The sequence below is a fragment of the Streptomyces sp. NPDC015127 genome, from assembly GCF_043080095.1.
Lineage (GTDB): Bacteria > Actinomycetota > Actinomycetes > Streptomycetales > Streptomycetaceae > Streptomyces.
Genome location: NZ_JBIBVE010000012.1, coordinates 141,063 through 163,886, shown reverse-complemented (window position 1 = coordinate 163,886; position 22,824 = coordinate 141,063). Strand labels below are relative to the sequence as shown.

The 22,824-nt window shown below is 73.7% G+C and carries 19 protein-coding genes; 13 read left to right on the top strand and 6 right to left on the bottom strand.

The features are described 5' to 3' along the window. Window positions 1–274 precede the first annotated feature (274 nt). Window positions 275–1,216 carry a DUF3027 domain-containing protein gene (locus tag ACF08N_RS24235; RefSeq protein ID WP_392326760.1) on the bottom strand — a complete coding sequence of 314 codons (942 nt, stop codon included), beginning with the start codon at window positions 1,214–1,216 and terminating at the stop codon, window positions 275–277. Between the two features lie 360 nt (window positions 1,217–1,576). Between ACF08N_RS24235 and ACF08N_RS24230 the strand changes: the two genes are divergently transcribed. From ACF08N_RS24230 to ACF08N_RS24215, 4 genes are all read left to right on the top strand, one after another. After that, on the top strand, window positions 1,577–2,926 hold the full coding sequence (locus ACF08N_RS24230) for an MFS transporter (protein WP_392326759.1): 1,350 nt from the start codon (window positions 1,577–1,579) through the stop codon (window positions 2,924–2,926). 638 nt (window positions 2,927–3,564) lie between these two features. Further along, window positions 3,565–4,047: a DUF2771 domain-containing protein gene (locus ACF08N_RS24225; protein ID WP_392326758.1), complete on the top strand. Its 483-nt coding sequence runs from the start codon at window positions 3,565–3,567 to the stop codon at window positions 4,045–4,047. Between the two features lie 30 nt (window positions 4,048–4,077). Next, the gene (locus ACF08N_RS24220; protein ID WP_392326757.1) at window positions 4,078–4,749 is read left to right on the top strand and encodes a futalosine hydrolase; all 672 of its coding nucleotides are present in this window, start codon (window positions 4,078–4,080) and stop codon (window positions 4,747–4,749) included. Next, window positions 4,746–5,639, top strand: a complete 894-nt coding sequence (locus ACF08N_RS24215) for a 1,4-dihydroxy-6-naphthoate synthase (RefSeq protein WP_392326756.1) — start codon at window positions 4,746–4,748, stop codon at window positions 5,637–5,639. Before ACF08N_RS24220 ends, ACF08N_RS24215 begins: the two co-directional genes overlap by 4 nt. A gap of 28 nt (window positions 5,640–5,667) precedes the next feature. Here the strand turns inward: ACF08N_RS24215 and ACF08N_RS24210 are convergent, their stop codons facing one another. After that, the gene (locus ACF08N_RS24210; protein WP_215177820.1) at window positions 5,668–6,051 is read right to left on the bottom strand and encodes a cold-shock protein; all 384 of its coding nucleotides are present in this window, start codon (window positions 6,049–6,051) and stop codon (window positions 5,668–5,670) included. 181 nt (window positions 6,052–6,232) lie between these two features. Between ACF08N_RS24210 and ACF08N_RS24205 the strand changes: the two genes are divergently transcribed. Next, entirely contained in the window at window positions 6,233–6,487 is a 255-nt protein-coding gene (locus tag ACF08N_RS24205) for a hypothetical protein (RefSeq protein ID WP_392326755.1), read from the top strand. A gap of 49 nt (window positions 6,488–6,536) precedes the next feature. Here ACF08N_RS24205 and ACF08N_RS24200 read toward each other — a convergent pair whose 3' ends face one another. Then, the gene (locus ACF08N_RS24200; RefSeq protein ID WP_392326754.1) at window positions 6,537–7,166 is read right to left on the bottom strand and encodes an HAD family hydrolase; all 630 of its coding nucleotides are present in this window, start codon (window positions 7,164–7,166) and stop codon (window positions 6,537–6,539) included. Window positions 7,167–7,277: 111 nt separating this feature from the next. Between ACF08N_RS24200 and ACF08N_RS24195 the strand changes: the two genes are divergently transcribed. From ACF08N_RS24195 to ACF08N_RS24180, 4 genes are all read left to right on the top strand, one after another. Next, window positions 7,278–8,288, top strand: a complete 1,011-nt coding sequence (locus ACF08N_RS24195) for a FecCD family ABC transporter permease (RefSeq protein ID WP_392326753.1) — start codon at window positions 7,278–7,280, stop codon at window positions 8,286–8,288. Between the two features lie 172 nt (window positions 8,289–8,460). Continuing rightward, entirely contained in the window at window positions 8,461–9,534 is a 1,074-nt protein-coding gene (locus ACF08N_RS24190) for a FecCD family ABC transporter permease (RefSeq protein ID WP_392326752.1), read from the top strand. Beyond that, window positions 9,531–10,361 (top strand): ABC transporter ATP-binding protein, encoded by an 831-nt coding sequence (locus tag ACF08N_RS24185; protein WP_392326751.1) that lies wholly within the window; start codon window positions 9,531–9,533, stop codon window positions 10,359–10,361. The genes ACF08N_RS24190 and ACF08N_RS24185 overlap by 4 nt, the downstream gene beginning before the upstream one ends. Beyond that, on the top strand, window positions 10,358–11,341 hold the full coding sequence (locus tag ACF08N_RS24180) for an ABC transporter substrate-binding protein (RefSeq protein WP_392326750.1): 984 nt from the start codon (window positions 10,358–10,360) through the stop codon (window positions 11,339–11,341). The genes ACF08N_RS24185 and ACF08N_RS24180 overlap by 4 nt, the downstream gene beginning before the upstream one ends. 71 nt (window positions 11,342–11,412) lie before the next feature. Here the strand turns inward: ACF08N_RS24180 and ACF08N_RS24175 are convergent, their stop codons facing one another. Then, entirely contained in the window at window positions 11,413–12,369 is a 957-nt protein-coding gene (locus tag ACF08N_RS24175) for a hypothetical protein (protein WP_392326749.1), read from the bottom strand. A gap of 101 nt (window positions 12,370–12,470) precedes the next feature. On the opposite strand from ACF08N_RS24175, the gene ACF08N_RS24170 reads away from it, so the two are divergent. Together ACF08N_RS24170 and ACF08N_RS24165 are read left to right on the top strand one after the other, a co-directional pair. Then, complete coding sequence (locus tag ACF08N_RS24170; protein WP_392326748.1) at window positions 12,471–15,020, top strand: helicase-associated domain-containing protein; 2,550 nt, start codon at window positions 12,471–12,473, stop codon at window positions 15,018–15,020. A gap of 82 nt (window positions 15,021–15,102) precedes the next feature. After that, window positions 15,103–16,773 (top strand): DNA repair helicase XPB, encoded by a 1,671-nt coding sequence (locus ACF08N_RS24165; RefSeq protein ID WP_392326747.1) that lies wholly within the window; start codon window positions 15,103–15,105, stop codon window positions 16,771–16,773. A gap of 78 nt (window positions 16,774–16,851) precedes the next feature. Here the strand turns inward: ACF08N_RS24165 and ACF08N_RS24160 are convergent, their stop codons facing one another. Next, a complete protein-coding gene (locus tag ACF08N_RS24160) occupies window positions 16,852–17,034 on the bottom strand; it encodes a hypothetical protein (RefSeq protein WP_392326746.1) in 183 nt (60 codons plus the stop codon). 297 nt (window positions 17,035–17,331) lie between these two features. Here ACF08N_RS24160 and ACF08N_RS24155 point away from each other — a divergent pair, with 297 nt between their 5' ends. After that, window positions 17,332–19,401: a HelD family protein gene (locus tag ACF08N_RS24155; protein ID WP_392326745.1), complete on the top strand. Its 2,070-nt coding sequence runs from the start codon at window positions 17,332–17,334 to the stop codon at window positions 19,399–19,401. Between the two features lie 149 nt (window positions 19,402–19,550). Here ACF08N_RS24155 and ACF08N_RS24150 read toward each other — a convergent pair whose 3' ends face one another. Next, complete coding sequence (locus tag ACF08N_RS24150; protein WP_392326744.1) at window positions 19,551–20,249, bottom strand: copper homeostasis protein CutC; 699 nt, start codon at window positions 20,247–20,249, stop codon at window positions 19,551–19,553. Window positions 20,250–20,489: 240 nt separating this feature from the next. Between ACF08N_RS24150 and ACF08N_RS24145 the strand changes: the two genes are divergently transcribed. Beyond that, entirely contained in the window at window positions 20,490–22,754 is a 2,265-nt protein-coding gene (locus ACF08N_RS24145) for a heavy metal translocating P-type ATPase (RefSeq protein WP_392326743.1), read from the top strand. Window positions 22,755–22,824 lie beyond the last annotated feature (70 nt).

Here is a 22,824-nt window from a genome sequence, read left to right as displayed (position 1 = left end):
CCGGGCGGCAGCCGGGTCCGGCACAGCGGCCACTCGGACGCCGGCGGGCCCAGGCGACGCGTCGCCGGGCCGGGACATGGTCCCGTAGGGGCGGGCCTGCCGGACGGAGAGGCTAGGGCCTCTCGTTTGGATCATGCCGGGCTCGCGGGCCCTGGCACGCACGCTCGCCGCGTTGTCGTCGGTCGCCATGGCTCCGCCATTGCTCCCTCCTCCGCCTTGCGATCGCACGCACCAGACCCCGCTCACTGATCCGGCATGATCCAAACGAAAGACCCTAGGAGTGGCCCAGGTCCTCCGACTCCGCGTCCGTTTCCGGCGACACCGACCCACTGTCCCGCGCCGGCCGCAGCGGGAACTCGTCCGCCGCCATCGAGTCCAGCACCGGCGGCGGCGGCACCGGTGGCTTCGGCATCACAGCCGCCTCCGAGTGCCCGCCGCAGCCGTACGCCAGGGACACCACGTGCCCGTCCGCCGGCGAGAACTCGTTCGCGCAGATGCCGAACGCCTGCCGCAGCGACCCGGCGATCGGCACCAGGAAGGCGCACGTCACGCACGCCGCCGGAGCCGCCTGCGCCATCGCGGTCTTGGGGCCGTAGGACTCGTCCCAGCGGTCCGCCGCCGTGTGCAGCCCGTACCGGGACAGCACCCTGGCCCGGCGCATGCCGAGCTCCTCGGCGAGCGCCGCGATCTGGCCCCGCCCGTTGTTGTCGGTCGCCTCGATCGCCGGTCTGCGGTCCGTGAGCTCCGCGTCCTCGGCGTCGACCCGTTCGGCCAGGTCGTGCGAGGGCGGGTGCTCCGCGAGCACCGAGTTCGGCGGGGGCTCGTCCTCGCCGGTGTAGCCCGGCTCCAGCCGCAGGTCGTCCGCCTCGGTCGGCAGCAGGTCCCCCGGCCCCATGTCGCCCGGGCGCAGGCGCTCGCTCCACGGCACCCACTCCGGTGCGAGGAGCGCGTCGGGGCCGGGCAGCAGGACGGCTTCGTCGAGCGTGACGACCTTGGCGCGGGAGGCCCGCGCGACCGTCACGGCCCAGCGCCAGCCCCGGTAGCCCGGTTCCTTGCACTCGAAGAAGTGGGTGACGACCCGGTCCCCCTCGGAGACGAGGGACACATGCTCGCCGACCACTCCGGGTGCCGCGGCCTCCTCGGCCGCCTCCCGGGCGAGGTCTACCGCCTCGGCGCACAGACGGTCGGGGGTACGGCTTCGCGTCGTCGCACTCACAGGTCTCGCTTCTCTCCTACGCCGTCTCACGGGTGCGCCTTCCGGGCCGGCAGGTACGGGGCCGCGGGCGGAGCGGACCAGAGGGCCGCATCGACGTCCACGCCCGGACCGATCCGTTTTCGGGCACACCTGACGTCATCCATTCTGCGGGATGCCGAAGAGGCGCGCGGCCGAGAACAACCGCCGGTGGCGCGCTACGCACGCTACCCCCTTCGCAGCTCCCCGCCCACCTGCCCGTCCCAACACGGGACGAACCGACAAGCCCCACTGTCCGCATCGCGGACGCGTTCGACGTCCAACACGCGGTCCGTCGGCGCGGATCACGGTTCGTGCCGAGAGGGGTTGGGGCACTATGACGAGGTGGCAGCCGCGAGGTCGTCCGAGACGTCCGGGCCGCTCCGACGAGCGGGCCGGAAGTTCGGGCGTGCCCTGCACCTGCCGTTCACCGGCACGGCGCGCGGCATCCGCAAGGCCACGCACGCGCACGGCGCGGGCGAGTCCGGCCTCGGAAAGCTGATCGAACTGCACGCGGTCAACGGCGCCGGTGACGTCATGATCACTGTGGCGCTCGCCTCCACGGTGTTCTTCTCCGTACCGACGGACGAGGCCCGCGGCCGCGTCGCGCTCTACCTCGCCGTCACGATGGCGCCCTTCACGCTGCTCGCCCCCGTCATCGGCCCGCTGCTCGACCACATCCCGCACGGGCGGCGTGCGGCGATGGCGGGCGCGATGCTCGCCCGCGCGCTGCTGGCCGTGCTGATTTCGGGCGCGGTCGTGTCGGGAAGCCTGGAGCTGTACCCGGCGGCGCTGGGCGTACTCGTCTCGTCCAAGGCGTACGGCGTCGTGCGCAGCGCCGTCGTGCCACGGCTGCTGCCGCCGAAGTTCTCACTGGTGAAGGCGAACTCGCGGGTCACGCTCGCGAGCCTGCTCGCGACCGGGATCGCCGCGCCCGCAGGAGTGGGGCTCCAGCAGATCGGGCCGCAGTGGCCGCTGTACGGGGCGTGCGCGCTGTTCCTGCTGGGCACGTACTGGGCCTTCACGATGCCGCACAAGGTGGACTCGGCGAAGGGTGAGCGCAAGGCGCACATGCTGACGCACGGCGAGCAGAAGCCGAGCCTGCGGACGGTGGGCCCCTCGGTGCTCCACGGCCTCCAGGCGAACGCGTCGCACCGCGCGCTGTCCGGGTTCCTGATCTTCTTCCTGGCGTTCCTGCTCCGCGAGCATCCGCTGGGCGGCCAGTCGGCCGCGGTGTCGCTCGGGATGGTGGGCGTGGCGGCGGGCGTGGGCAACGCGCTCGGCACGGCGGTGGGTGCGTGGCTGAAGGCGCGCGGCCCGGAGCTGATCATCGCCACGATGCTGGCGCTGGTGCTGTCCGCGGGGATCCTGGCGGCGGTGTTCTTCAGCGCGGGCATGGTGGCGGTGCTGGGCGCGGCGGCGGGGTTCACGCAGGCGCTGTCGAAGCTGTCTCTGGACGCGCTGATCCAGCGGGACGTGCCGGAACAGGTGCGTACGTCGGCGTTCGCGCGCTCGGAGACGCTGCTGCAGATGTCGTGGGTGGTGGGCGGGGCGATCGGCATCTCGCTGCCGCTGAACGGCTCGCTGGGCATGTCGGTGGCGGCGGCGATCGTGGCGGTGGGGGCGGTGTCGGCGGGCCGGGGCCTGCTCTCGGCGTCCCGCCGCGGCGACACCCCTCGCGCCCGCGTCGCCTGAAGCGTCCGCGGCAAAATCGGCCCCGCCGGCAATTGAGGCGCGGGGTCCGGGGCAGCGCCCCGGCGACCCGGCCGAGGCATCGGACCCGACCACCGCCCGGTGCCACGGCACGGCCTGCGGCCGTGGGGGGGGGGGGGGGGCGGGGGGGGGGGGGGGGCCCGGGGGTACGAGCCCCACGAGAGCGCGCCCCCCCCCCCCCCCGCGCGCCCGCGGCGCGTGCCGGGGCCGGGCCAAACGCGCCCCCGCGGGGGGGGGGGGGGGGGGGGGGGGGGCCGCCCCCCGGCGACCCGGCCGAGGCATCGGACCCGACCACCGCCCGGTGCCACGGCACGGCCTGCGGCCGTGTCCTCAAGCGCCGGACGGGCTGAAATGCGCTCCGGGTCACAACCAGCCCCGCTGGGGGCACCTCCCACGGCCGCCAGGCCATAGGGGGAGATTGAGGCGCGGGGTCCGGGGCAGCGCCCCGGCGACCCGGCCGAGGCATCGGACCCGACCACCGCCCGGTGACACGGCACGGCCTGCGGCCGTGTCCTCAAGCGGCGGACGGGCTGGAAATGAACGCCCCCCGACCTGCGTCGGAGACACGCGCGTCGCACCCCCGCGCCGCCCCGCGCCGCGGGCCCGATAGCCTTCGGGCCATGACCGTTGCGTTCTTCTCCGGCAAGCGCCGCCGGACCGCCGCCGCTCTCGGCGCTGTCTCGGCCGGGCTCCTCGTTCTCTCCGCCTGTGGCGACAAGCCGACCCCGCTCGCGACCGTGACGGTCGGATCGGACTCGGTCCACACCGAAGCGACCTGCTACAACGACGGCGAGGCGCTCAAGGAGTCCGAGGTCCAGAAGTGCCTCACCAAGGGCACCCCCACCAAGATCAAGTTCGCTGTCGACGACAAGGTCCGCATGGGCGTCGACCCGGAGATCGCCGAGAACGGCTGGACGCTCCTCTTCGGCGTGCAGCCCGTCGAGCAGGAGCCCTACAAGAAGTCGTACCGGACCATCCCGGGCAACGCCTTCTTCTCCTCGCAGACCGGTGAGCCGACCACCAAGGCCGACGTCAACATCATGGAGACGAAGGGCAAGAAGGTCATCGGCATCTACCGCTTCCAGTTCGAGAAGGAGTCCTGAGCCAGGACTCCTGACCCGGAGGGCACCCTCGTGCGCGTCCTTGTCGTGACCGCCGTGGCGGCGGAGGCCGAAGCCGTCGCCACGGGGGACCCCGGTGTCCTCCCCGGCGGCTACGCCCTCACCCGTACGCCCTCGCTCGACGTCCTCGTCGCCGGTGTGGGACCGGCCGCCGCGGCCGCCGCCACCGCCACCGCGCTGACGTCCGCGCCCGAGCCGTACGGTCTCGTCGTCTCCGCCGGCATCGGCGGCGGCTTCGCCGTGCACTGTCCGGTCGGCTCCCTCGTCGTCTCCGACGCGATCGTCGCCGCCGACCTCGGCGCCGAGACCCCCGACGGCTATCTCCCCGTCGACGCCCTCGGCTTCGGCCGCACGGTCCACCTGCCGCCCGCCGGGCTGTCCGCCCGCATCGCGAAGGCGGTCGGCGCGGTGCACGCGCCCGTCCTCACCGTCTCCACGGTCACCGGCACCGCCGCCCGCGCCGAGGAGCTGGCCGCACGTCACCCCCGCGCCGCCGCCGAGGCCATGGAGGGCTTCGGGGTCGCCGAGGCGGCCGCCGCCCACGGCGTGCCGGTGGTCGAGATCCGCGCCGTATCCAACGCCGTGGGGCCCCGCGACCGCGACGCCTGGCGCATCGGCGAGGCGCTCGGCGCGCTGCGACAGGCGTTCCGGCAGCTCGCCCCCGTCCTCCAGGAGCAACCGTGACCCTGAAGATCGCCTACTCGCCCTGTCCGAACGACACCTTCGTCTTCGACGCCTGGGCGCACGGCCGTGTGCCGGGCGCGCCCGAGCTGGACGTGACGTTCGCGGACATCGACGTCACGAACGCATGGGCCGAGCGGAGTGGGGCCTCCCTGGGGGCACCTCCCGGACGGAGTCTGGGGGAGAAGCGAGGGGAGGAGTTCGACGTACTGAAGGTGTCGTACGCGGTGCTGCCGTGGGTCCTCGACGAGTACACGCTGCTGCCCTGCGGCGGCGCGCTCGGCCGCGGCTGCGGCCCGCTCGTACTGACCCGCGAACCGGGCGCCGACCTGGAGGGCAGGACGATCGCGGTGCCGAGCGAACGCTCGACCGCCTACCTGCTGTTCCGGCTCTGGGCCGCCGATGTCGTCCCGGCCGGGGTCGGCGACGTGGTCGTGATGCCGTTCCACGAGATCATGCCCGCCGTGCGCGACGGCAAGGTGGACGCCGGGCTCGTCATCCACGAGGCCCGTTTCACCTATCAGCAGTACGGGCTCCACGCGCTCGCGGACATGGGCGAGCACTGGGAGCGGACGACCGGGCTGCCGATCCCGCTCGGCGCGATCATCGCCAAGCGCTCTCTGGGCCCCGACATGCTGCGCAGGCTGGCCGATGCGGCACGCACGTCCGTCCGCATGGCCTGGGACGACCCGGACGCGTCACGGCCGTACGTCCTGGAGCACGCCCAGGAGATGGACCCGGCGGTCGCCGACCAGCACATCGGGCTGTACGTGAACGAGTTCACGTACAACCTCGGCGACGACGGCTACGCGGCCGTGCGCGGTCTGCTGACACGCGCGGCGGCCGAGGGGCTCGTACCGCCCCTCGGCCGGGATGCGCTGTCGTTCGTCTGACGCGGTCGCCTCAGCGACGCGCCGGGCGTCACACGTCCAGCTGGTCCGCCACCGCCCGCAGCAGGCCGGCGATCTTCTTGCCGTGCACCTTGTCGGGGTAGCGGCCGCGCTCCAGCATCGGCGTGATGTTCTCCAGCAGGGTCGTCAGGTCCTGCACGATGGACGCCAGCTCGTCGGGCTTGCGGCGCTGGGCCGCCGCGACCGAGGGGGTCGGGTCGAGCAGCGTCACCGACAACGCCTGGTCGCCGCGCTGCCCCGCCACCACGCCGAACTCGACGCGCTGTCCCGGCTTGAGAACGTCCACGCCGGAGGGGAGCACGGAGGAGTGCACGAAGACGTCGCCGCCGTCATCGCGTGAGAGAAAGCCGAAGCCCTTCTCGCTGTTGAACCACTTGACTTTGCCGGTGGGCACGTCTGTCCTCGTCCTCGTACTCGTCGGGCGCTGGGGGCACCGCAGGTCGGGCGCCGAAAAACGGCTCTGGATAGCACTACAGCGGGTCGCCTGACCCGCCACCCCCAAGGCTAATGGTCCAGAGGCTGGTGACAAGACGTCCCCGATCGGTTCCTACGCGCAAGGGAACTACCCTGGCCGAATGACTGCTACTCCTCCGGCCACCGCTCCCGCCCCGGGTGACGGACTGGTGCGCGCCGGCGGCATCGTCTTCGCCATCGGTGCCGTCGCCACTCTGGTCACCGTTGCCCCGTTGTTCCTGGGCACCGAGCCGTTCCCGACGGTCGCGTACGCCGTGAGCATGCTGATGGGCGTCGGATTCCTGGTCGCCGCGACCGGGGTGCTGCGGTCGGTCGCGGCGCAGCGGCGTCAGGCCAAATCCGCTCGGTCGCGCTAACGACCGCAACGGGATTCGGATATGCGGACCGGGTGACGCGGGGGCGGTGTCAGGACCGGCCGTAGCCCCGCAGCCAGTCCGGGAACGCGGTGAGGTCGTCCAGGATCACGTCCGCGCCCGCCCCGCGCAGTTCGTCCGCGTCGCAGGGCCCGGTCGGCACGGCCACCGAGAACGCGCCGGCGACCTGGGCGCCGCGTACGTCGCCGATGTGGTCACCGACGTACACGCTCGCGCCGTGCTCGCGCAGGGCCTCCGCCTTGGCCTCCGCCCACAGCCAGCCGACGACCTCGTCCGGGGCGATGCCGAGGTGCGCGAGGTGCAGTTTGGCGTTGGGTTCGTGCTTGGCGGTGACGACGATCGCGCGTCCGCCGAGCGCCTGGACCGCCTCGATGGCCTCACGGGCGCCGGGCATCGCGAGGGTCGGCGCTATCGCGTGGTCCGGGTAGATCTCCCGGTAGCGGTCGCCCATCTCCTGGATCAGCTCGTCCGGGAACCAGTGCGCCAGCTCCTGCTCCAGCGGCGGTCCGAGTCGGGTGATCGCCAGGTCGGCATCGATCCACACCCCGGTCTCGGCGGACAGCGCCCGGTAGGCGGCGTGGATGCCGGGGCGCGAGTCGATGAGGGTCATGTCGAGGTCGAACCCGACGGTGGGCGGCTGCGGTGCGGTCTGGATGGCCATGGCAGCCATTGTGCTGCCCGGGGCGCCCGGGCCCCTCGGAAGCGCTGAATCCGGCCGCATAGACTTAGCCAAGCCTTACCAATCCTGGGTCCCTCTCTGCGATAGGTCTTCATGTCAGCCAGACGCGCTCAGGCCGTCCGCCGTATCGGGTGGACGGCGGCGGCCGTGGCGGCTCTGCTGCTGGCGGTCCTGCTCAGCCTCGCGGTCGGGGCGCGCCCGGTCGCGCCCACCGCGGTGCTCGACGCCCTGCTGAACGGCGGCGCCGGCCCGGACGCCGAAGTCGTCCGCGAACTGCGCGTACCGCGCACCCTCATCGGCGTGATGGTCGGCACGGCGCTGGCGCTCGCGGGCACGGCGCTGCAGGGCATCACCCGCAACCCGATCGCCGACCCGGGCATCCTCGGCATCAGCCAGGGCGCGTCGGTGGGCGTGGTGCTGGCGATCGCGTTCGCCGGGATCCACACGCTGACGGGGTACGTGTGGTTCGCGTTCGCCGGCGCGGCCCTCGCGTCGTTCGCGGTGTACGCGATCGCCTCCAGCGGCCGCGGCGGCGCGACGCCGGTGAAACTGGCGCTGGGCGGCGCGGCGATCAACGCGCTGCTGGTGTCGGTGACGATGGGCGTCCTGACGACGAAGGCCGCGGCGCTGGACGAGTTCCGCTTCTGGCAGGTCGGCTCGGTCGCCGGACGCGACGCGGAGATCGTCAGCCAGGTCTGGCCTTTCCTGCTGGTCGGCACGGTGCTGGTGGTCGCGGTGGCCCGCGGCCTGGACGCGCTGGCGCTGGGCGAGGACGTCGCGAAGGGCCTCGGCCAGAACGTGGCGACGGTACGGATCGTGGGCGGCGTCGGCGCGACGGTGCTGACGGGCGTGGGCGTGGCGGCCGCGGGCCCGATCGCCTTCATCGGCCTGGCCGTCCCGCACATCGCCCGCGCGATCGTGGGGTCCGATCACCGCTGGATGCTGCCGATGGCGGCGCTGATCGGCCCCGTGATGCTGCTCGTCTCGGACGTGCTGGGCCGCGTGGTGTTCCCGCCGAGCGAGGTCCCGGCGGGCGTGATGACGGCGCTGATCGGGGTGCCGTTCCTGGTGGCGCTGGTGCGCCGGAAGGCGGTGCCGGCGTGAGGTATTCCCCTACCCGCCCCTTCCCGAAACCGGGGCAAGCCCCGGACCTCGTACCGCGCTTCGCGCGGAGTCCTCAAACGCCGGACGGGCTGGAAAATCCAGCCCCGCCGGCGTTTGAGGCGCGGGGGTCCGGGGGCAGCGCCCCCGGCGCGCACACACGGAAGGGCCTCGCATGACCGCTGAGACCGCCACCCGCGTCCGGCCCGCCGGATACTCCCTCGCCCGCGCCGGCCGGGCCAGCTTCCTGCTGCACCGGCGCGCCGCGTTCACCGCCGCCGGGCTCACCGTCGCGCTCGCCGTGGCCTGCGTCGCCTACCTCAGCGTCGGCGAGAGCTTCGTCGCGCCCGCCGAGGTGCTGAAGGTGGTCCTCGGGCAGCCGTCCCCCGACGAGCTCGTCGTCGGCACCCTGCGGCTGCCCCGGCTCGTCGCCGGGCTGCTCGTCGGCGCCGCGTTCGGGGTCGCCGGGGCGCTCATCCAGACCGTCGCGCGCAATCCGCTCGCCAGCCCGGACATCATCGGCATCAGCCAGGGCGCGAGCGCGCTCACCGTCGCCGCGATGACCTTCGGCGTCACCTCGTACACCGCGCTGCCGTATGTGTCCGTCACCGGCGGCATCCTCGCCGCCGCGCTCGTGTACGTCTTCGCCTGGCGCGGCGGTCTGCACGCCACCCGCTTCGTCCTCATCGGCATCGGCTTCGCGATCGCGCTCCGCTCCGTCACCACCCTGGTCATGACCAAGGGCGACTACCTGGTCGCGCAGCAGGCCCAGATCTGGATGACCGGCTCCCTCAACGGCCGCGGCTGGGACGAGGTCGCGCCGCTCGGCTGGACGCTGCTGGTCCTGCTTCCGGCCGTGCTGTGGGCGGCCCGCGCCCAGCGCACCGTCTCGATGGACGACGACACCGCGACCGCGCTGGGCGTGCCGCTCGGGCGCGTGCGGCTCGGGCTCGTGCTCCTCGGCGTCGTGCTCGCGTCCGTCGCGACCGGCGCCGCCGGGCCCGTCGACTTCGTCGCCCTGCTCGCGCCGCAGATCGCCCGCCGCATGACCCGCACCGCGCAGATCCCGCTGCTCGGCTCCGCCCTGACGGGCGCGGTGATCGTCGTCGTCGCCGACCTGCTGGCGCGGCGGATGTTCTCGCCGACCGAGCTTCCCGTGGGCGTGCTCACGGCCGCCGTCGGTGCCCCGTATCTGATCTGGCTGATCATCCGCAGCCACACCGGCCGGACCGCTGGAGGCAATTCGTGAGCAGGCTGACGGCGCGCGAGCTGACGCTCGCCTACGAGGACCGCACGGTCGTGCACGAGCTCGACCTCGCCGTGCCCGACGGGCAGGTCACCGTCATCGTCGGCCCCAACGCCTGCGGCAAGTCGACGACGCTGCGGGCCCTGGGACGGCTGCTGAAGCCGAAGGGCGGCGCGGTGCTGCTCGACGGCCAGGAGCTCGCGAGGATCCCGACGAAGCGGATCGCGCAGTCGATCGGGCTGCTGCCGCAGTCCCCGGTCGCCCCGGAGGCCATCACCGTCGCCGACCTCGTCTCGCGCGGCCGCCAGCCGCACCAGGCGTGGTGGAAGCAGTGGTCCGACGAGGACGAGCGCGCGGTCACCGACGCGATGGACCGCACCGACGTCACCGCCCTGGCCGACCGCCCGGTCGACGAGCTCTCCGGCGGCCAGCGCCAGCGCGTGTGGATCGCGATGGCGCTCGCGCAGGAGACCGATCTGCTGCTGCTGGACGAGCCGACGACGTACCTCGACATCGCCCACCAGGTCGAGGTGCTCGATCTCGTACGCCAGTTGAACCACGAGCGCGGCCGCACGGTCGTCGCCGTCCTGCACGACCTCAACCAGGCCGCCCGTTACGCGGACCACCTCGTCGCCATGAAGGCGGGGCGGATCGTCGCCGAGGGCCGCCCGGGGGATGTCGTCACCGCCGAACTCGTCCGCGAGGTCTTCGGGATGGAGTCCGTGGTCGTCCCCGACCCGGTGACCGGCTCCCCGCTCGTCGTGCCCGCCGCGCCCTACAGCCCCCCGCAGACACCCACCGCCCCGACCGAAAGGGTCTCCTCCTCATGACCACGTTGCTCCGCCGCCACGGCCTGGCCGCCGGTTCGCTCGCGCTGGCCGCCGCGCTGACGCTGACCGCGTGCGGCTCGTCGGACTCGTCCTCCAAGTCCGGCTCCGCGGACCCGTCCGCGGACAGCGGTACGCACACGGTCAAGACGGCCATGGGCGACGTCGAGGTCCCCGACGCCCCGAAGCGCGTCGTCGTGCTCGACACCGCCGAGCTGGACTCGGCGATCACCCTGGGCGTCGAGCCGGTCGGTGCGACGCACGCCGACACCGATTCCGGCTTCCTGCCCTACCTGCCGAAGGACAAGGTCGCGGGCATCAAGGACGTCGGCGAGATGATGACGCCGAACCTCGAGGCGATCGCGGCGCTGAAGCCCGACCTGATCCTCACGTCCAAGATCCGGCACGGCGCGAAGTACGCGGAGCTGAAGAAGATCGCGCCGACGGTGATGACGGAGACGACCGGCTACCCCTGGAAGGAGAACTTCCAGCTCCACGCCGACGCGCTCGGCAAGAAGGCGGAGGCGGGGAAGGTCGTCGCGGACTACGAGGCCCACACGAAGAAGGTCACCGACGCGCTCGGCGGCAAGGAGAAGGCGGCGGCGACCGAGGTCAACGTCGTCCGCTTCGTCGAGGGCGCCGACATCCGCATCTACGGCAAGCAGAACTACATCTCCACGATCCTCGCGGACGTCGGCCTCGGCCGCCCGGCCGTCACGGACAAGGCCAAGGACGGCTTCTCGCACGACGTGAGCCCGGAGAAGATCGACCTGGCGGACGCGGACGTGGTCTTCCACTCGACGTACGGCGACCCGAAGAAGGCGAAGCAGACGCAGACCCTGGAGGGTGCGCTGTGGAAGGGGATGTCGGCGGTGAAGAACGACAAGGTGTTCGCGGTCGAGGACGAGCTGTGGATCCAGGGGATCGGGTACACGGCGGCGTCCAAGATCCTGGACGAGCTGCAGGCGGACCTGACGAAGTGAGGTGACGGGGGGTAACCGGGGGCTCCGCCCCCGGTTACGGGAAGGCGGAGGGGAGAGGCCGCCCGCAGGGCCTACCCCCGCCCCCTCCTCGCGCGCCACACCAGGTACAGCGCCGACCCCACCGCCGCCCCCCTCAGCACCCACGGCCACGTCCCCGTCAGCGCGTCCCGCATTCCGTCGTCCGGGATCGGCGGGCCCCAGTTGCCGTTGATGCGGCCCCACAGCCAGACGGCTCCGGCCGCCGCGGCCGCTCCCGGGAGGCCGACGACCGCCAGTTTCGACTGGCCGGCGGACAGGCGGCGTGAGCCGTACGCGAGGAGCCAGCCGCCCGCCAGGGCCAGCAGTGAGCCGAGGGCCGCACCGGCCAGCAGCAGCGCGGCGGCCAGCAGCAGGACCAGGTCGGCACGCCCGCCCGGCCCGCGGCGCGGCAGCCACCGCCGCCGCGTCGGAACGGCCTCCTCCGCCACCTCCTCGTCGAGGTCGGGCCCGGGCTCCGGCTCGTCGGGCTCCTCCTCCTCGTCGGGCGGCGGCTTCAGTATCTCGGGGACCTCCACGCCTCCCACGAACCCGGCCACGCGTTCCCCCGCGCCGAACGGGCCCGGTTCGATCCGCCACCAGTCCGGCTCGGAGCCGGAGGGGCCGAGTTCGTCGGTCCCGGCCAGGTGCGGCGGTGACGCCGCCGTCTCCTGGGGCGCGGGGTCCGTGCGCGGGCGCGGGATGCGGCGCCGTCCCCGCTGCCGCGGCATCTTCGGCCGCCGGCCGGCGTCCTCGGGCGCGGGCGCGGGCGGCGCCGGGGCGGGCGCCTGGGCCGCCGCGGCCACCACCGCCTCCGGCGCGCCGAGGCGCCCGAGGATCCGGCGTACCGCCGCCGGGCTGTCCCCGCCGAACCGCGACCGCTGCTTGTCGATCTCGCCCCGCAGCGACGTCACGAGCCGCATCCGGGTGCCCGACGGCAGCTGGGCCTGCTGGGCCAGGTCGCCGACCCGGCTCAGATAGTCGTAGACGAGCTGATCGCTCTCGATCCCCACGGACGTTCCCCTGCGCTCCCGGCCTGTCCCACGAATCACGGCCCCTTCCCCGGGCCCGCCCTGTCCCCGACGGTAGCGCTCCAGGGGCTAACGTGGGGCGGATGGGGACCAAGCCCGAACCAAGCGGCGGCGCCGCCCCGCGCACGCTCGCGGAAGCGCTGCGCGCCCGCACCGACGAGGAACTGGCCGCACTGCTGCGTGCCCGTCCCGATCTGCTGAGCCCGGTGCCCACCGATGTCACTCAGCTCGCCACCCGTGCCGGTACCCGCGCCTCCGTCGTCCGTGCCCTGGAGCGGCTGGACCGGTTCGCGCTGCAGACCGCCGAGGCGCTGGCCGTGGCGCCGGACCCCGCCCCGTACGCGACGCTGCTCGCGCTGATGGCCGGCGACGAGGGCGAACCGGAGGTCGAGGCCGCGCTGCCCGCCGCGCTGGAGGTCCTGCGCGGGCAGGCCCTGGTGTGGGGCGGTGACGACCGGCTGCGGCTGGTGCGCACCGCGCGCGAACTGCTCGCGCCCTCCCCGACGCGTCCCTCGCCCACCGGTCTCGGCCCGTCGGTCGCCGAGGCGACGGCGGGCATGTCGCCGGGCCGGCTGCAGGAGATCCTGACGGCGGCCGGGCTGCCGCCCACGCACGACCCGGTGTCCGCGGTGGCGGCGCTGACGGAGCTGTTTACCGACCGGCGCCGGATGGCGCTGCTGCTGGACACGGCTCCGCCGCAGGCGCTGGCGGTGCTGGACCGGCTGGTGTGGGGCCCGCCGTACGGGGAGGTGACGTCCTCCCCCGCTCCGCCCGTGCAGTGGCTGCGGGACCGCGGGCTGCTGCTGCCCGCGTCGCCGCGGACGGTGGTGCTGCCGAGGGAGGCGGCGCTGCACCTGCGGGCGGGCCGGGCGCACCGGGTGCCGGAGCCGGTGCCGCCGTCGGTGGGGCAGGCGGCCGAGCGTCGTCCACAGGTTGTGGACAGTGCGGCGGCCGGGCAGGCGTACACGGCTCTGACGACGGTCGAGGACCTGCTGAAGGACTGGCACGAGGGCGGTCCGCCGGTGCTGCGCGCGGGCGGCCTGTCCGTACGCGACCTCAAGCGCACGGCCGCCGCGCTGGACACGACCGAGCAGCTCGCCGCGTTCTGGCTCGAACTGGCTTACACCGCCGGCCTGTTGGCGTCGGACGGCGAGGCGGACGAGCGGTACGCACCGACACCCGCGTACGACGAGTGGCTGGAGCTGCCCCCGGCGCAGCGGTGGGCGGAGCTCGCGGACGCGTGGTTGACGGCGACCCGTGTCCCGGGGCTCGTCGGCACCCAGGACTCCAAGGGCCGTACGCTCTCGGCGCTCGGCCCCGACCTGGACCGCTCGGCCGCGCTGGAGGTGCGGCGGCGGGTGCTGGAGCTGATGGCGTCCCTGCCGGCGGGCGCCGTCCCGGAACCGGAGACGCTGCTGGACCGGCTGCGGTGGGAGCGGCCGTTGCGCGCCGACTCGGCGGCGGGCGGGCCGGACCTGCGGGCGCGCCTGGCGACCTGGACGCTCGCGGAGGCGGAGCTGCTGGGCGTGACGGGCCGGGGTGCGCTGGCCTCCCACGCCCGCGCGCTGCTGGACCTGCCGGACCCGGCCCGGCCCGAGGGGGCGGCCACGCCCGCCGTGCCGCGCCCCGGGCCCGTCGCCTACCGTGCCGCGGCCGCCGGACCCGACGGCTCGGCCGCCGACCGCCGCGCCCGCGCCGTCTCGCTGCTGGCGCCGCTGCTGCCCGAGCCGCTGGACCACGTCCTCCTCCAGGCCGATCTGACGGCCGTCGCGCCGGGGCCGCTGGAGCGCCCGCTGGCCGAGACGCTCGCCGTACTCGCCGACGTCGAGTCCAAGGGCGGCGCCACCGTCTACCGCTTCACGCCCGCCTCCGTACGCCGCGCGCTCGACGCCGGACGGGCCGCGGCCGACCTGCACACGTTCCTCGCCACGCACTCCCGCACGCCCGTGCCGCAGCCGCTGGCGTACCTCATCGACGACGTCGCCCGCCGCCACGGCCACCTGCGCGTCGGCGCCGCCTCCGCCTACGTGCGCTGCGACGACGACGCGCTCCTCGGCGAGATCCTGGCGGACAAGCGCTCCCAGAACCTGCGTCTGCGCCGCCTCGCGCCCAGCGTCCTGGCCGCCCAGGCGGATCCGGCGGCGCTGCTCGAAGGGTTGCGGACGATGGGGTACGCGCCGGCCGCCGAGTCCGCCGAGGGCGACGTCCTGATCACCCGGGCCCACGCCCGCCGCACCCCGCCGCGCACGGCCCCGGCGCCGGTCCCGGACGGGCCGCCCGTGCCCGACGGCACACTGCTCGGCGCGGCCGTGAAGGCGATCCGGGCGGGCGACCTCGCGGCCACGGTGGAGCGCAAGCCGGTCGCCGAGGCGGCCGTGCCCGTCCCCCACGGCGAACTGCCCCGCACCACCCCCGCCGAGACCCTGGCCACCGTGCAGGCGGCCGCCCTGACCGGCTCGGCGGTGTGGATCGGCTACGTCAACGCGGACGGCGCGGCGAGCCAGCGTGTGATCGCCCCGGTCCGGGTGGAGGGCGGCTTCGTGACGGCGTACGACCACACGGCGGACGAGGTGCGCACGTACCCGCTGCACCGCATCACGGGCGTGGCGGAACTGGCCGACGACTCGACCTGAGCCCGTGTCCGCCGCCATGCGGCACACTTGAGGTTTGGCCTCACCGGCCTCCGGCCCCGAGCCTCACCGAAAGGGCGCAGGTGTGAACGGTCCCCTCATCGTCCAGAGCGACAAGACCCTCCTTCTCGAAGTCGACCACGAGCTGGCGGACGCCTGCCGTCGTGCCATCGCGCCGTTCGCGGAGCTGGAGCGGGCACCCGAGCACATCCACACCTACCGGGTAACCCCGCTCGGCCTGTGGAACGCGCGCGCCGCGGGCCACGACGCCGAGCAGGTCGTCGACGCGCTGGTCGAGTTCTCCCGCTACCCGGTCCCGCACGCCCTGCTCGTCGACGTCGCCGAGACGATGGCCCGCTACGGCCGGCTCACCCTCAGCAAGCACCCCACCCACGGACTCGTCCTGACCTCCACCGACCGGCCGGTGCTGGAGGAGATCCTGCGGTCCAAGAAGGTCCAGCCGCTCGTCGGCGCCCGGATCGACCCGGACACGGTCGCCGTGCACCCTTCCGAGCGCGGGCAGATCAAGCAGACGCTGCTGAAGCTGGGCTGGCCGGCGGAGGACCTCGCGGGCTACGTCGACGGCGAGGCGCACCGCATCGACCTCGACGAGACGGACTGGGCGCTGCGCCCGTACCAGAGGCAGGCCGTCGAGGGCTTCTGGCACGGCGGTTCCGGTGTCATCGTCCTGCCCTGCGGCGCGGGGAAGACGCTGGTCGGGGCGGGCGCGATGGCGCAGGCCAAGGCCACGACGCTGATCCTCGTCACCAACACCGTCTCCGCCCGGCAGTGGAAGCACGAGCTGGTGCGGCGCACGTCGCTGACCGAGGACGAGATCGGCGAGTACAGCGGCACGAGGAAGGAGATCCGCCCGGTCACGATCGCCACCTACCAGGTGCTGACGACCAAGCGGAAGGGCATCTACCCGCACCTGGAGCTGTTCGACTCCCGGGACTGGGGTCTGATCCTCTACGACGAGGTGCACCTGCTGCCCGCACCGGTCTTCAAGTTCACCGCCGACCTCCAGGCCCGCCGCCGCCTCGGGCTCACGGCCACCCTCGTCCGCGAGGACGGCCGCGAGTCCGACGTCTTCTCCCTCATCGGCCCGAAGCGGTTCGACGCCCCCTGGAAGGAGATCGAGGCGCAGGGCTACATCGCGCCGGCCGACTGCGTGGAGGTGCGGGTCAACCTCACCGACGCGGAGCGGCTCGCCTATGCGACCGCCGAGACGGAGGAGAAGTACCGCTTCTGCGCGACGACGGCGACGAAGCGGAAGGTGACCGAGGCGCTGGTGAGGAAGTTCGCCGGACAGCAGATCCTCGTCATCGGCCAGTACATCGACCAGCTGGACGAGCTGGGCGAGCACCTGGACGCGCCGGTCATCAAGGGCGAGACGTCGAACACGCAGCGCGAGAAGCTCTTCGACGCGTTCCGGAACGGCGAGATCAGCGTGCTGGTGGTGTCCAAGGTCGCGAACTTCTCGATCGACCTGCCGGAGGCGACGGTCGCGATCCAGGTGTCCGGCACCTTCGGGTCGCGGCAGGAGGAGGCGCAGCGCCTGGGCCGGGTGCTGCGGCCGAAGGCCGACGGACACCAGGCGCACTTCTACTCGGTGGTGGCGCGGGACACGATCGACCAGGACTTCGCGGCGCACCGTCAGCGGTTCCTGGCCGAGCAGGGCTACGCGTACCGGATCGTCGACGCGGACGAGCTGCTGGCGGGCGAACCGGAGGGCCCTGCGGACCCGGTCCACTGAGGACCTCGGTCCGCTGAGGGGGCGTCCGCCGCTCTTGCGGATCCGGTCCGCGCAGGGGCGGGGCGTCCACCGCTGATCTCAGCGGCGGACCCCGGCCTCCTCCGCGTACTCGCCGAGGACGGTCACCGAGAACAGCGCCTCGGCGAAGACCTTGATCGCGCGCAGGGCGTTGCCGACGCGGTGGGGTGAGTGGTGGACGGCACCCGTGGCGGTGGCGCCGCCATGGGGCGTGGTGCCTGGGGCGAAAGTCGCTGTGCTCATGTCTCCATGGTGGTCCTCCTCACCCGTACGGAGCATCGCCCCGCGGGCTGAACCGCGCACGCGGGCGCGTCCTCCTCCAGACAGACGGCGTCCCCTACGGGGAGGACGGGACGGCCCGTACGGGGAGGACGGGACGGAAAAACCGTTCGCCCCGCTCCCTGGCCCTGACTAAAATCGCGGGCTTGCCCCGACACGCTCGGGGCCCCCTCCCGCCTCCTTCGAGGAGCGCCACCGCCCGGACGGAAACCGGCCGGTCTGCCATGTCGTGATCACGCAGCATCAGCCCGGAGGCCACCCGTGCCCGCGCACGCACCCGTACCCGACGTCTCTCCCGCCACGGCGACAGCACCCACGACCGACGGCGATCCGCTCGGCCGCGAGCGGTCCCATCTGGCCGCCTCGCGCGCCGCGTTGCGCGCGATGCGCGAGGACGTCGAGTCCCTCGACATCAAGGACGTCACCGCGAACTGGGTCAACGCGGCCGTCCTGGAAGCGCAGATCGAGCAGCGCATCAAGGCGCTCGCCGACCTGTCGCACACCCCGCTCTTCTTCGGCCGCCTCGACTACCTGCACACCACGCAGGAGGGGCAGAGCTTCTACATCGGCCGCCGGCATGTGCACGACGCCGCGGGCGACCCGATGGTCATCGACTGGCGCGCGCCCGTCTCCCAGCCGTTCTACCGCGCCTCGCGCAAGGATCCGCAGGACGTGGGCCTGCGGCGGCGCTTCGGCTACACGGGCGGCGATCTCACCGCGTACGAGGACGAGCACCTCACCGACCCTTCGGAGGCCGAACAGACCTCCCGGCTGCTCCAGGCGGAGATCGAGCGGCCGCGCGTGGGCCCGATGCGGGACATCGTGGCGACGATCCAGCCCGAGCAGGACGAGATCGTCCGCAGCGGCCTGTCCGGCACGGTGTGCGTCCAGGGCGGGCCCGGCACCGGCAAGACGGCCGTGGGCCTGCACCGTGTCGCCTACCTCCTGTACGCCCACCGGGAACGCCTCGCCCGCACCGGCACACTCGTCATCGGGCCGAACCGCTCCTTCCTCCACTACATCGAGCAGGTGCTGCCCGCGCTCGGCGAGTTGGAGGTCAGGCAGTCCACCGTCGACGACCTCGTCGCCCATGTCGAGGTGCGCGGCGAGGACACGGCCGCGGCGGCGGTCGTCAAGGGGGACGCGCGGATGGCCGAGGTGCTGCGCCGCGCGGTCCGCTCGCACGTCACGCTGCCTACCGAGCCGCTGATGGTGGTGCGCGGATCGCGGCGCTGGCGGATCCCGGCGTACGAACTGGAGGAGATCGTCCGCGAGTTGCTGGACCGGAACGTCCGGTACGGCGCTGCGCGCGACGCGCTGCCCCAGCGGATCGCCCACGCGGTGCTCGTCCGCATGGAGCAGGCGGGCGAGGCCCCGGACGACCGAGTCCAGGACGCCGTGGCGCGCAACGCGGCGGTCAAGGCAGCGGTCAAGGCGATCTGGCCGCCGGTGGATCCGGCGAAGCTCGTCCTGCGGCTGCTGTCCGACGCGGACTTCCTCGCCGCACACGCCGACGGGGTCCTCACCGCCGAGGAGCAGGCCACGATCCTGCTTCCGAAACCGCCCCGCAGCCCTCGGTCCGCGCGGTGGTCCCCCGCCGACGCGGTGCTGATCGACGAGGCGACGGACCTGGTGCAGCGCACGCAGTCGCTCGGGCACGTCGTGCTCGACGAGGCGCAGGACCTGTCGCCGATGCAGTACCGGGCGGTGGGCCGCCGCTGCTCGACGGGCTCGGCGACGGTACTGGGCGACCTGGCCCAGGGCACGACGCCGTGGGCGACGGCGTCGTGGGCGGAGGCCCTGTCCCACCTCGGCAAGCCGGACGCGGCGGTCGAGGAGCTGACGGCGGGCTTCCGTGTGCCGCGCGAGGTGATCGCGTACGCCTCCCGCCTCCTCCCGCACATGTCCCCGGGCCTGGCCCCGGTGTCCTCGGTCCGCGAGAACCCGGGCGCCCTCTCGGTGCGCCGGGTGCCGGACCTGGACGCGTCCGTCGTGTCGGCGTGCATCGAGTCCCTGCGCCATGAGGGCTCCATCGGCCTGATCGCGGCGGACGCGCGCATCCCGGCGCTGTCGGCGGCCCTGGCGTCGGCCGGCCTGCCGTTCCTGTCCCCCGGTGAGGAGACGACGCACGAGTCCCGCCTGACGCTGGTTCCGGCGTCGCTGGCGAAGGGCCTGGAGTACGACTACGTGGTGCTGGACGAGCCGGCCGCGGTGGTGTCGGCCGAGCCGGACGAACGCACGGGCCTGCGCCGCCTGTACGTGGCCCTGACGAGGGCGGTGTCGGGTTTGACGGTGCTGCACAGGGAGGCGCTGCCGGTGCAGTTGGCGTGACGTGTGCGGCGCTCTCGTGCCGGGCCGGTCCGGGCGTGTGCGTTCGACACCGCCCCGGGAGCGTCCGACTTCTCGTGCCGGGCCGGACCGGGCGGCGACCGCCGGCGCCCCAGGGCCATGACCCCGGGGGCGCCACGCCCCAGCGGCGTCTACGCGTCCAGCGCCTCGCGCCACTCGCGGACCGCGGACGGGGCGACCGGTGACGACCAGCCCGCCGGGCGGGACGCGCCGCCGATGTGGAAGCCCCGCACTCCCGCGGCCCGCAGGGCCGGGACGTGGGTGAGGCGCAGGCCGCCCCCGACGAGGAGCGCCGGCTCGTAGCCCGGTTCACCCTGCCGCGCCGCCTCCGCGAGCAGCGTCGGCAGGCCCGTGTCGACGCCCTCCGGCGAGCCCGCCGTCAGGTACGTGTCCAGGCCCGGCACGTCCGCCAGCTGCTTGCGCAGCGCGTCGCGGTCCGCCGCGCGGTCGATCGCCCGGTGGAACGTCCAGCGGCAGCCGTCCAGTACCGCCACCAGCCGTTCCACGGTCACGAGGTCGGGGTGGCCGTGGTCGTCGAGGAAGCCGAACACGAACTCGTCCGCGCCCTCCGCCCGCAGCCCCTCCGCCGCCCGCACCAGGGCCTCGACGCCCTCCGGCCCGCCGGCCGAGAAGCCGTCCGCGAGGCGGAGCATGACGCGCACCGGGAGGTCCACGGCCGCGCGCACGCGGGCGAAGGTCTCTCTCGTCGGGGTCAGACCGTCGGCCGCCATGTCGGCGACCAGCTCCAGCCGGTCGGCCCCTCCGGACCGGGCGGCGATCGCGTCCTCCGCGTCGAGAGCGATCACCTCCAGGAGTGCACGGTTGCTCATGGGCCCATTCCTCCAGGAGAGACGGCTGCGGCGGCACTCGGCCCCCTGCGGGCCGAGAGGTCTAGTCCAATGTCCAGCCTAATGCCCCGCACGCCCCCACCGCAGCCGCGCACGGCACTCGGACACGACGGGTTCCCGGCAGCGCCCCTCGCAACCCCTTGCCCGGAACTACGGGGAGGGGGTATACAAGAGGGAAGCGTAGATACCCCCTAGGGGTATTGGACTCACCTGGGAGCAGGAATGCCGACCACAGCCGCCGCCCACCCGGCCACCACCTCAGCACGCGAGGTCGAGCTCGCCATCGGCGGCATGACCTGCGCCTCCTGCGCGGCCCGTATCGAGAAGAAGCTGAACCGCATGGACGGCGTCGAGGCGACCGTGAACTACGCGACCGAGAAGGCGAAGGTCACCTTCGCCGACGGGACCGAGGTCGCGGATCTCATCGCCACCGTCGAGGCCACCGGCTACACCGCCCACGAGCCCGCCCCGCCCCGGAGCGCCGACCCGGCGGACGAACCACCGGAGACCGACGAGCTCGCGCCCCTGCGCCAGCGGCTGATCACAGCCGTGGTGCTCTCCGTCCCGGTCGTCGCGATGGCCATGGTCCCGGCCCTCCAGATCGAGTACTGGCAGTGGCTCAGCCTCACCCTCGCCGCCCCCGTGGTCACCTACGCCGCCTGGCCCTTCCACCGTGCCGCGTTCACCAACGCACGCCACGGCGCGGCCACCATGGACACGCTGATCTCGGTCGGCACCTCGGCGGCGTTCCTGTGGTCGCTGTGGGCCCTGTTCTTCGGGACCGCCGGCACGCCCGGCATGACGCACCCCTTCGAGCTCACGATCGGCCGCAGCGACGGCGCGGGGAACATCTACCTGGAGGCGGCCGCCGGGGTGACCGCGTTCATCCTGGCCGGGCGGTACTTCGAGGCCCGCTCCAAGCGCAAGGCGGGCGCGGCGCTGAAGGCGCTGCTGGAGCTGGGCGCCAAGGAGGTCACGGTCCTGCGCGACGGGCGCGAGCACACCGTCCCGACCCCCGAACTCCGGGTCGGCGACCGGTTCCTGGTCCGCCCGGGCGAGAAGATCGCCACGGACGGCACCGTGGTCGAGGGCACCTCCGCCGTGGACGCCTCGATGCTCACCGGCGAGTCCGTGCCGGTGGAGGTCGCCACCGGCGACAGCGTCACCGGCGCCACCCTCAACGCCGGCGGCCGCCTGGTCGTCGAGGCCACCCGCGTCGGCGCCGACACCCAGCTGGCCCGCATGGCCAAGCTCGTGGAGGACGCGCAGAACGGCAAGGCCGCCGCCCAGCGGCTCGCCGACCGGATCTCCGCCGTCTTCGTCCCCGTCGTCATCGGCCTCGCCCTCGCCACGCTCGGGTTCTGGCTCGGCAACGGCTCCGGCTGGACCGCCGCGTTCACCGCCGCCGTCGCCGTCCTGATCATCGCCTGCCCCTGCGCCCTGGGGCTGGCCACGCCGACCGCGCTCATGGTCGGCACCGGCCGCGGCGCCCAGCTCGGCATCCTGATCAAGGGGCCCGAGGTCCTGGAGACCACCCGCAAGGTCGACACGATCGTCCTCGACAAGACCGGCACCGTCACCACCGGGAAGATGACCCTGCTCGCCGTCCACACCCATGAGGGCAGCACCGAGACCGACGTCCTGCGGCTCGCGGGTGCGCTGGAGCACGCCTCGGAGCACCCCGTCGCCCAGGCCGTCGCCGCCGGCGCCGCCGAGAAGGTCGGGGCCCTGCCCACGCCCGAGGACTTCGCCAACGTCCCCGGCCTCGGCGTCCAGGGCGTCGTCGAGGGCCACGCCGTCCTCGTCGGCCGGCAAAAGCTGCTCCAGGAATGGGAGATCCACCTCCCCCTCACGCTGGAGCGCGCCAAGGCCGAGGCCGAAGCCGCCGGCCGCACCGCGATCGCCGTCGCCTGGGACGGCCAGGCCCGCGCGGTCCTGGAGGTCGCCGACGCCGTCAAGGACACCAGCCCGGAAGCGATCCGCCGGCTGCGCGCCCTCGGCCTCACCCCGATCCTGCTCACCGGCGACAACCAGGCCGTCGCCGAGACCGTCGCCGCCGAGGTCGGCATCGACGAGGTGATCGCGGAGGTCATGCCCGAGGACAAGGTCGACGTCGTCAGGCGGCTCCAGGCCGGGGGACGCAGCGTCGCCATGGTCGGCGACGGCGTCAACGACGCCGCAGCCCTCGCCAAGGCAGACCTCGGACTCGCCATGGGCACCGGCACCGACGCGGCCATCGAGGCCGGCGACCTCACCCTCGTCCGGGGCGACCTCAACGCCGCCGCCGACGCCATCCGCCTCTCCCGCAGGACGCTCGGCACCATCAAGTCCAACCTGTTCTGGGCCTTCGCCTACAACGTCGCGGCCCTCCCCCTCGCCGCCGCCGGCCTCCTCAACCCGATGATCGCCGGAGCCGCGATGGCCTTCTCGTCAGTGTTCGTCGTCGGCAACTCGCTGCGCCTGCGCGGCTTCAAGGCCGCCGGCTGACACCCGGCCCACCACGGCCACATGCCCTCGGCCGCAGCGAGATCACTGCGGCCGAGGGCATCTGTGCTCG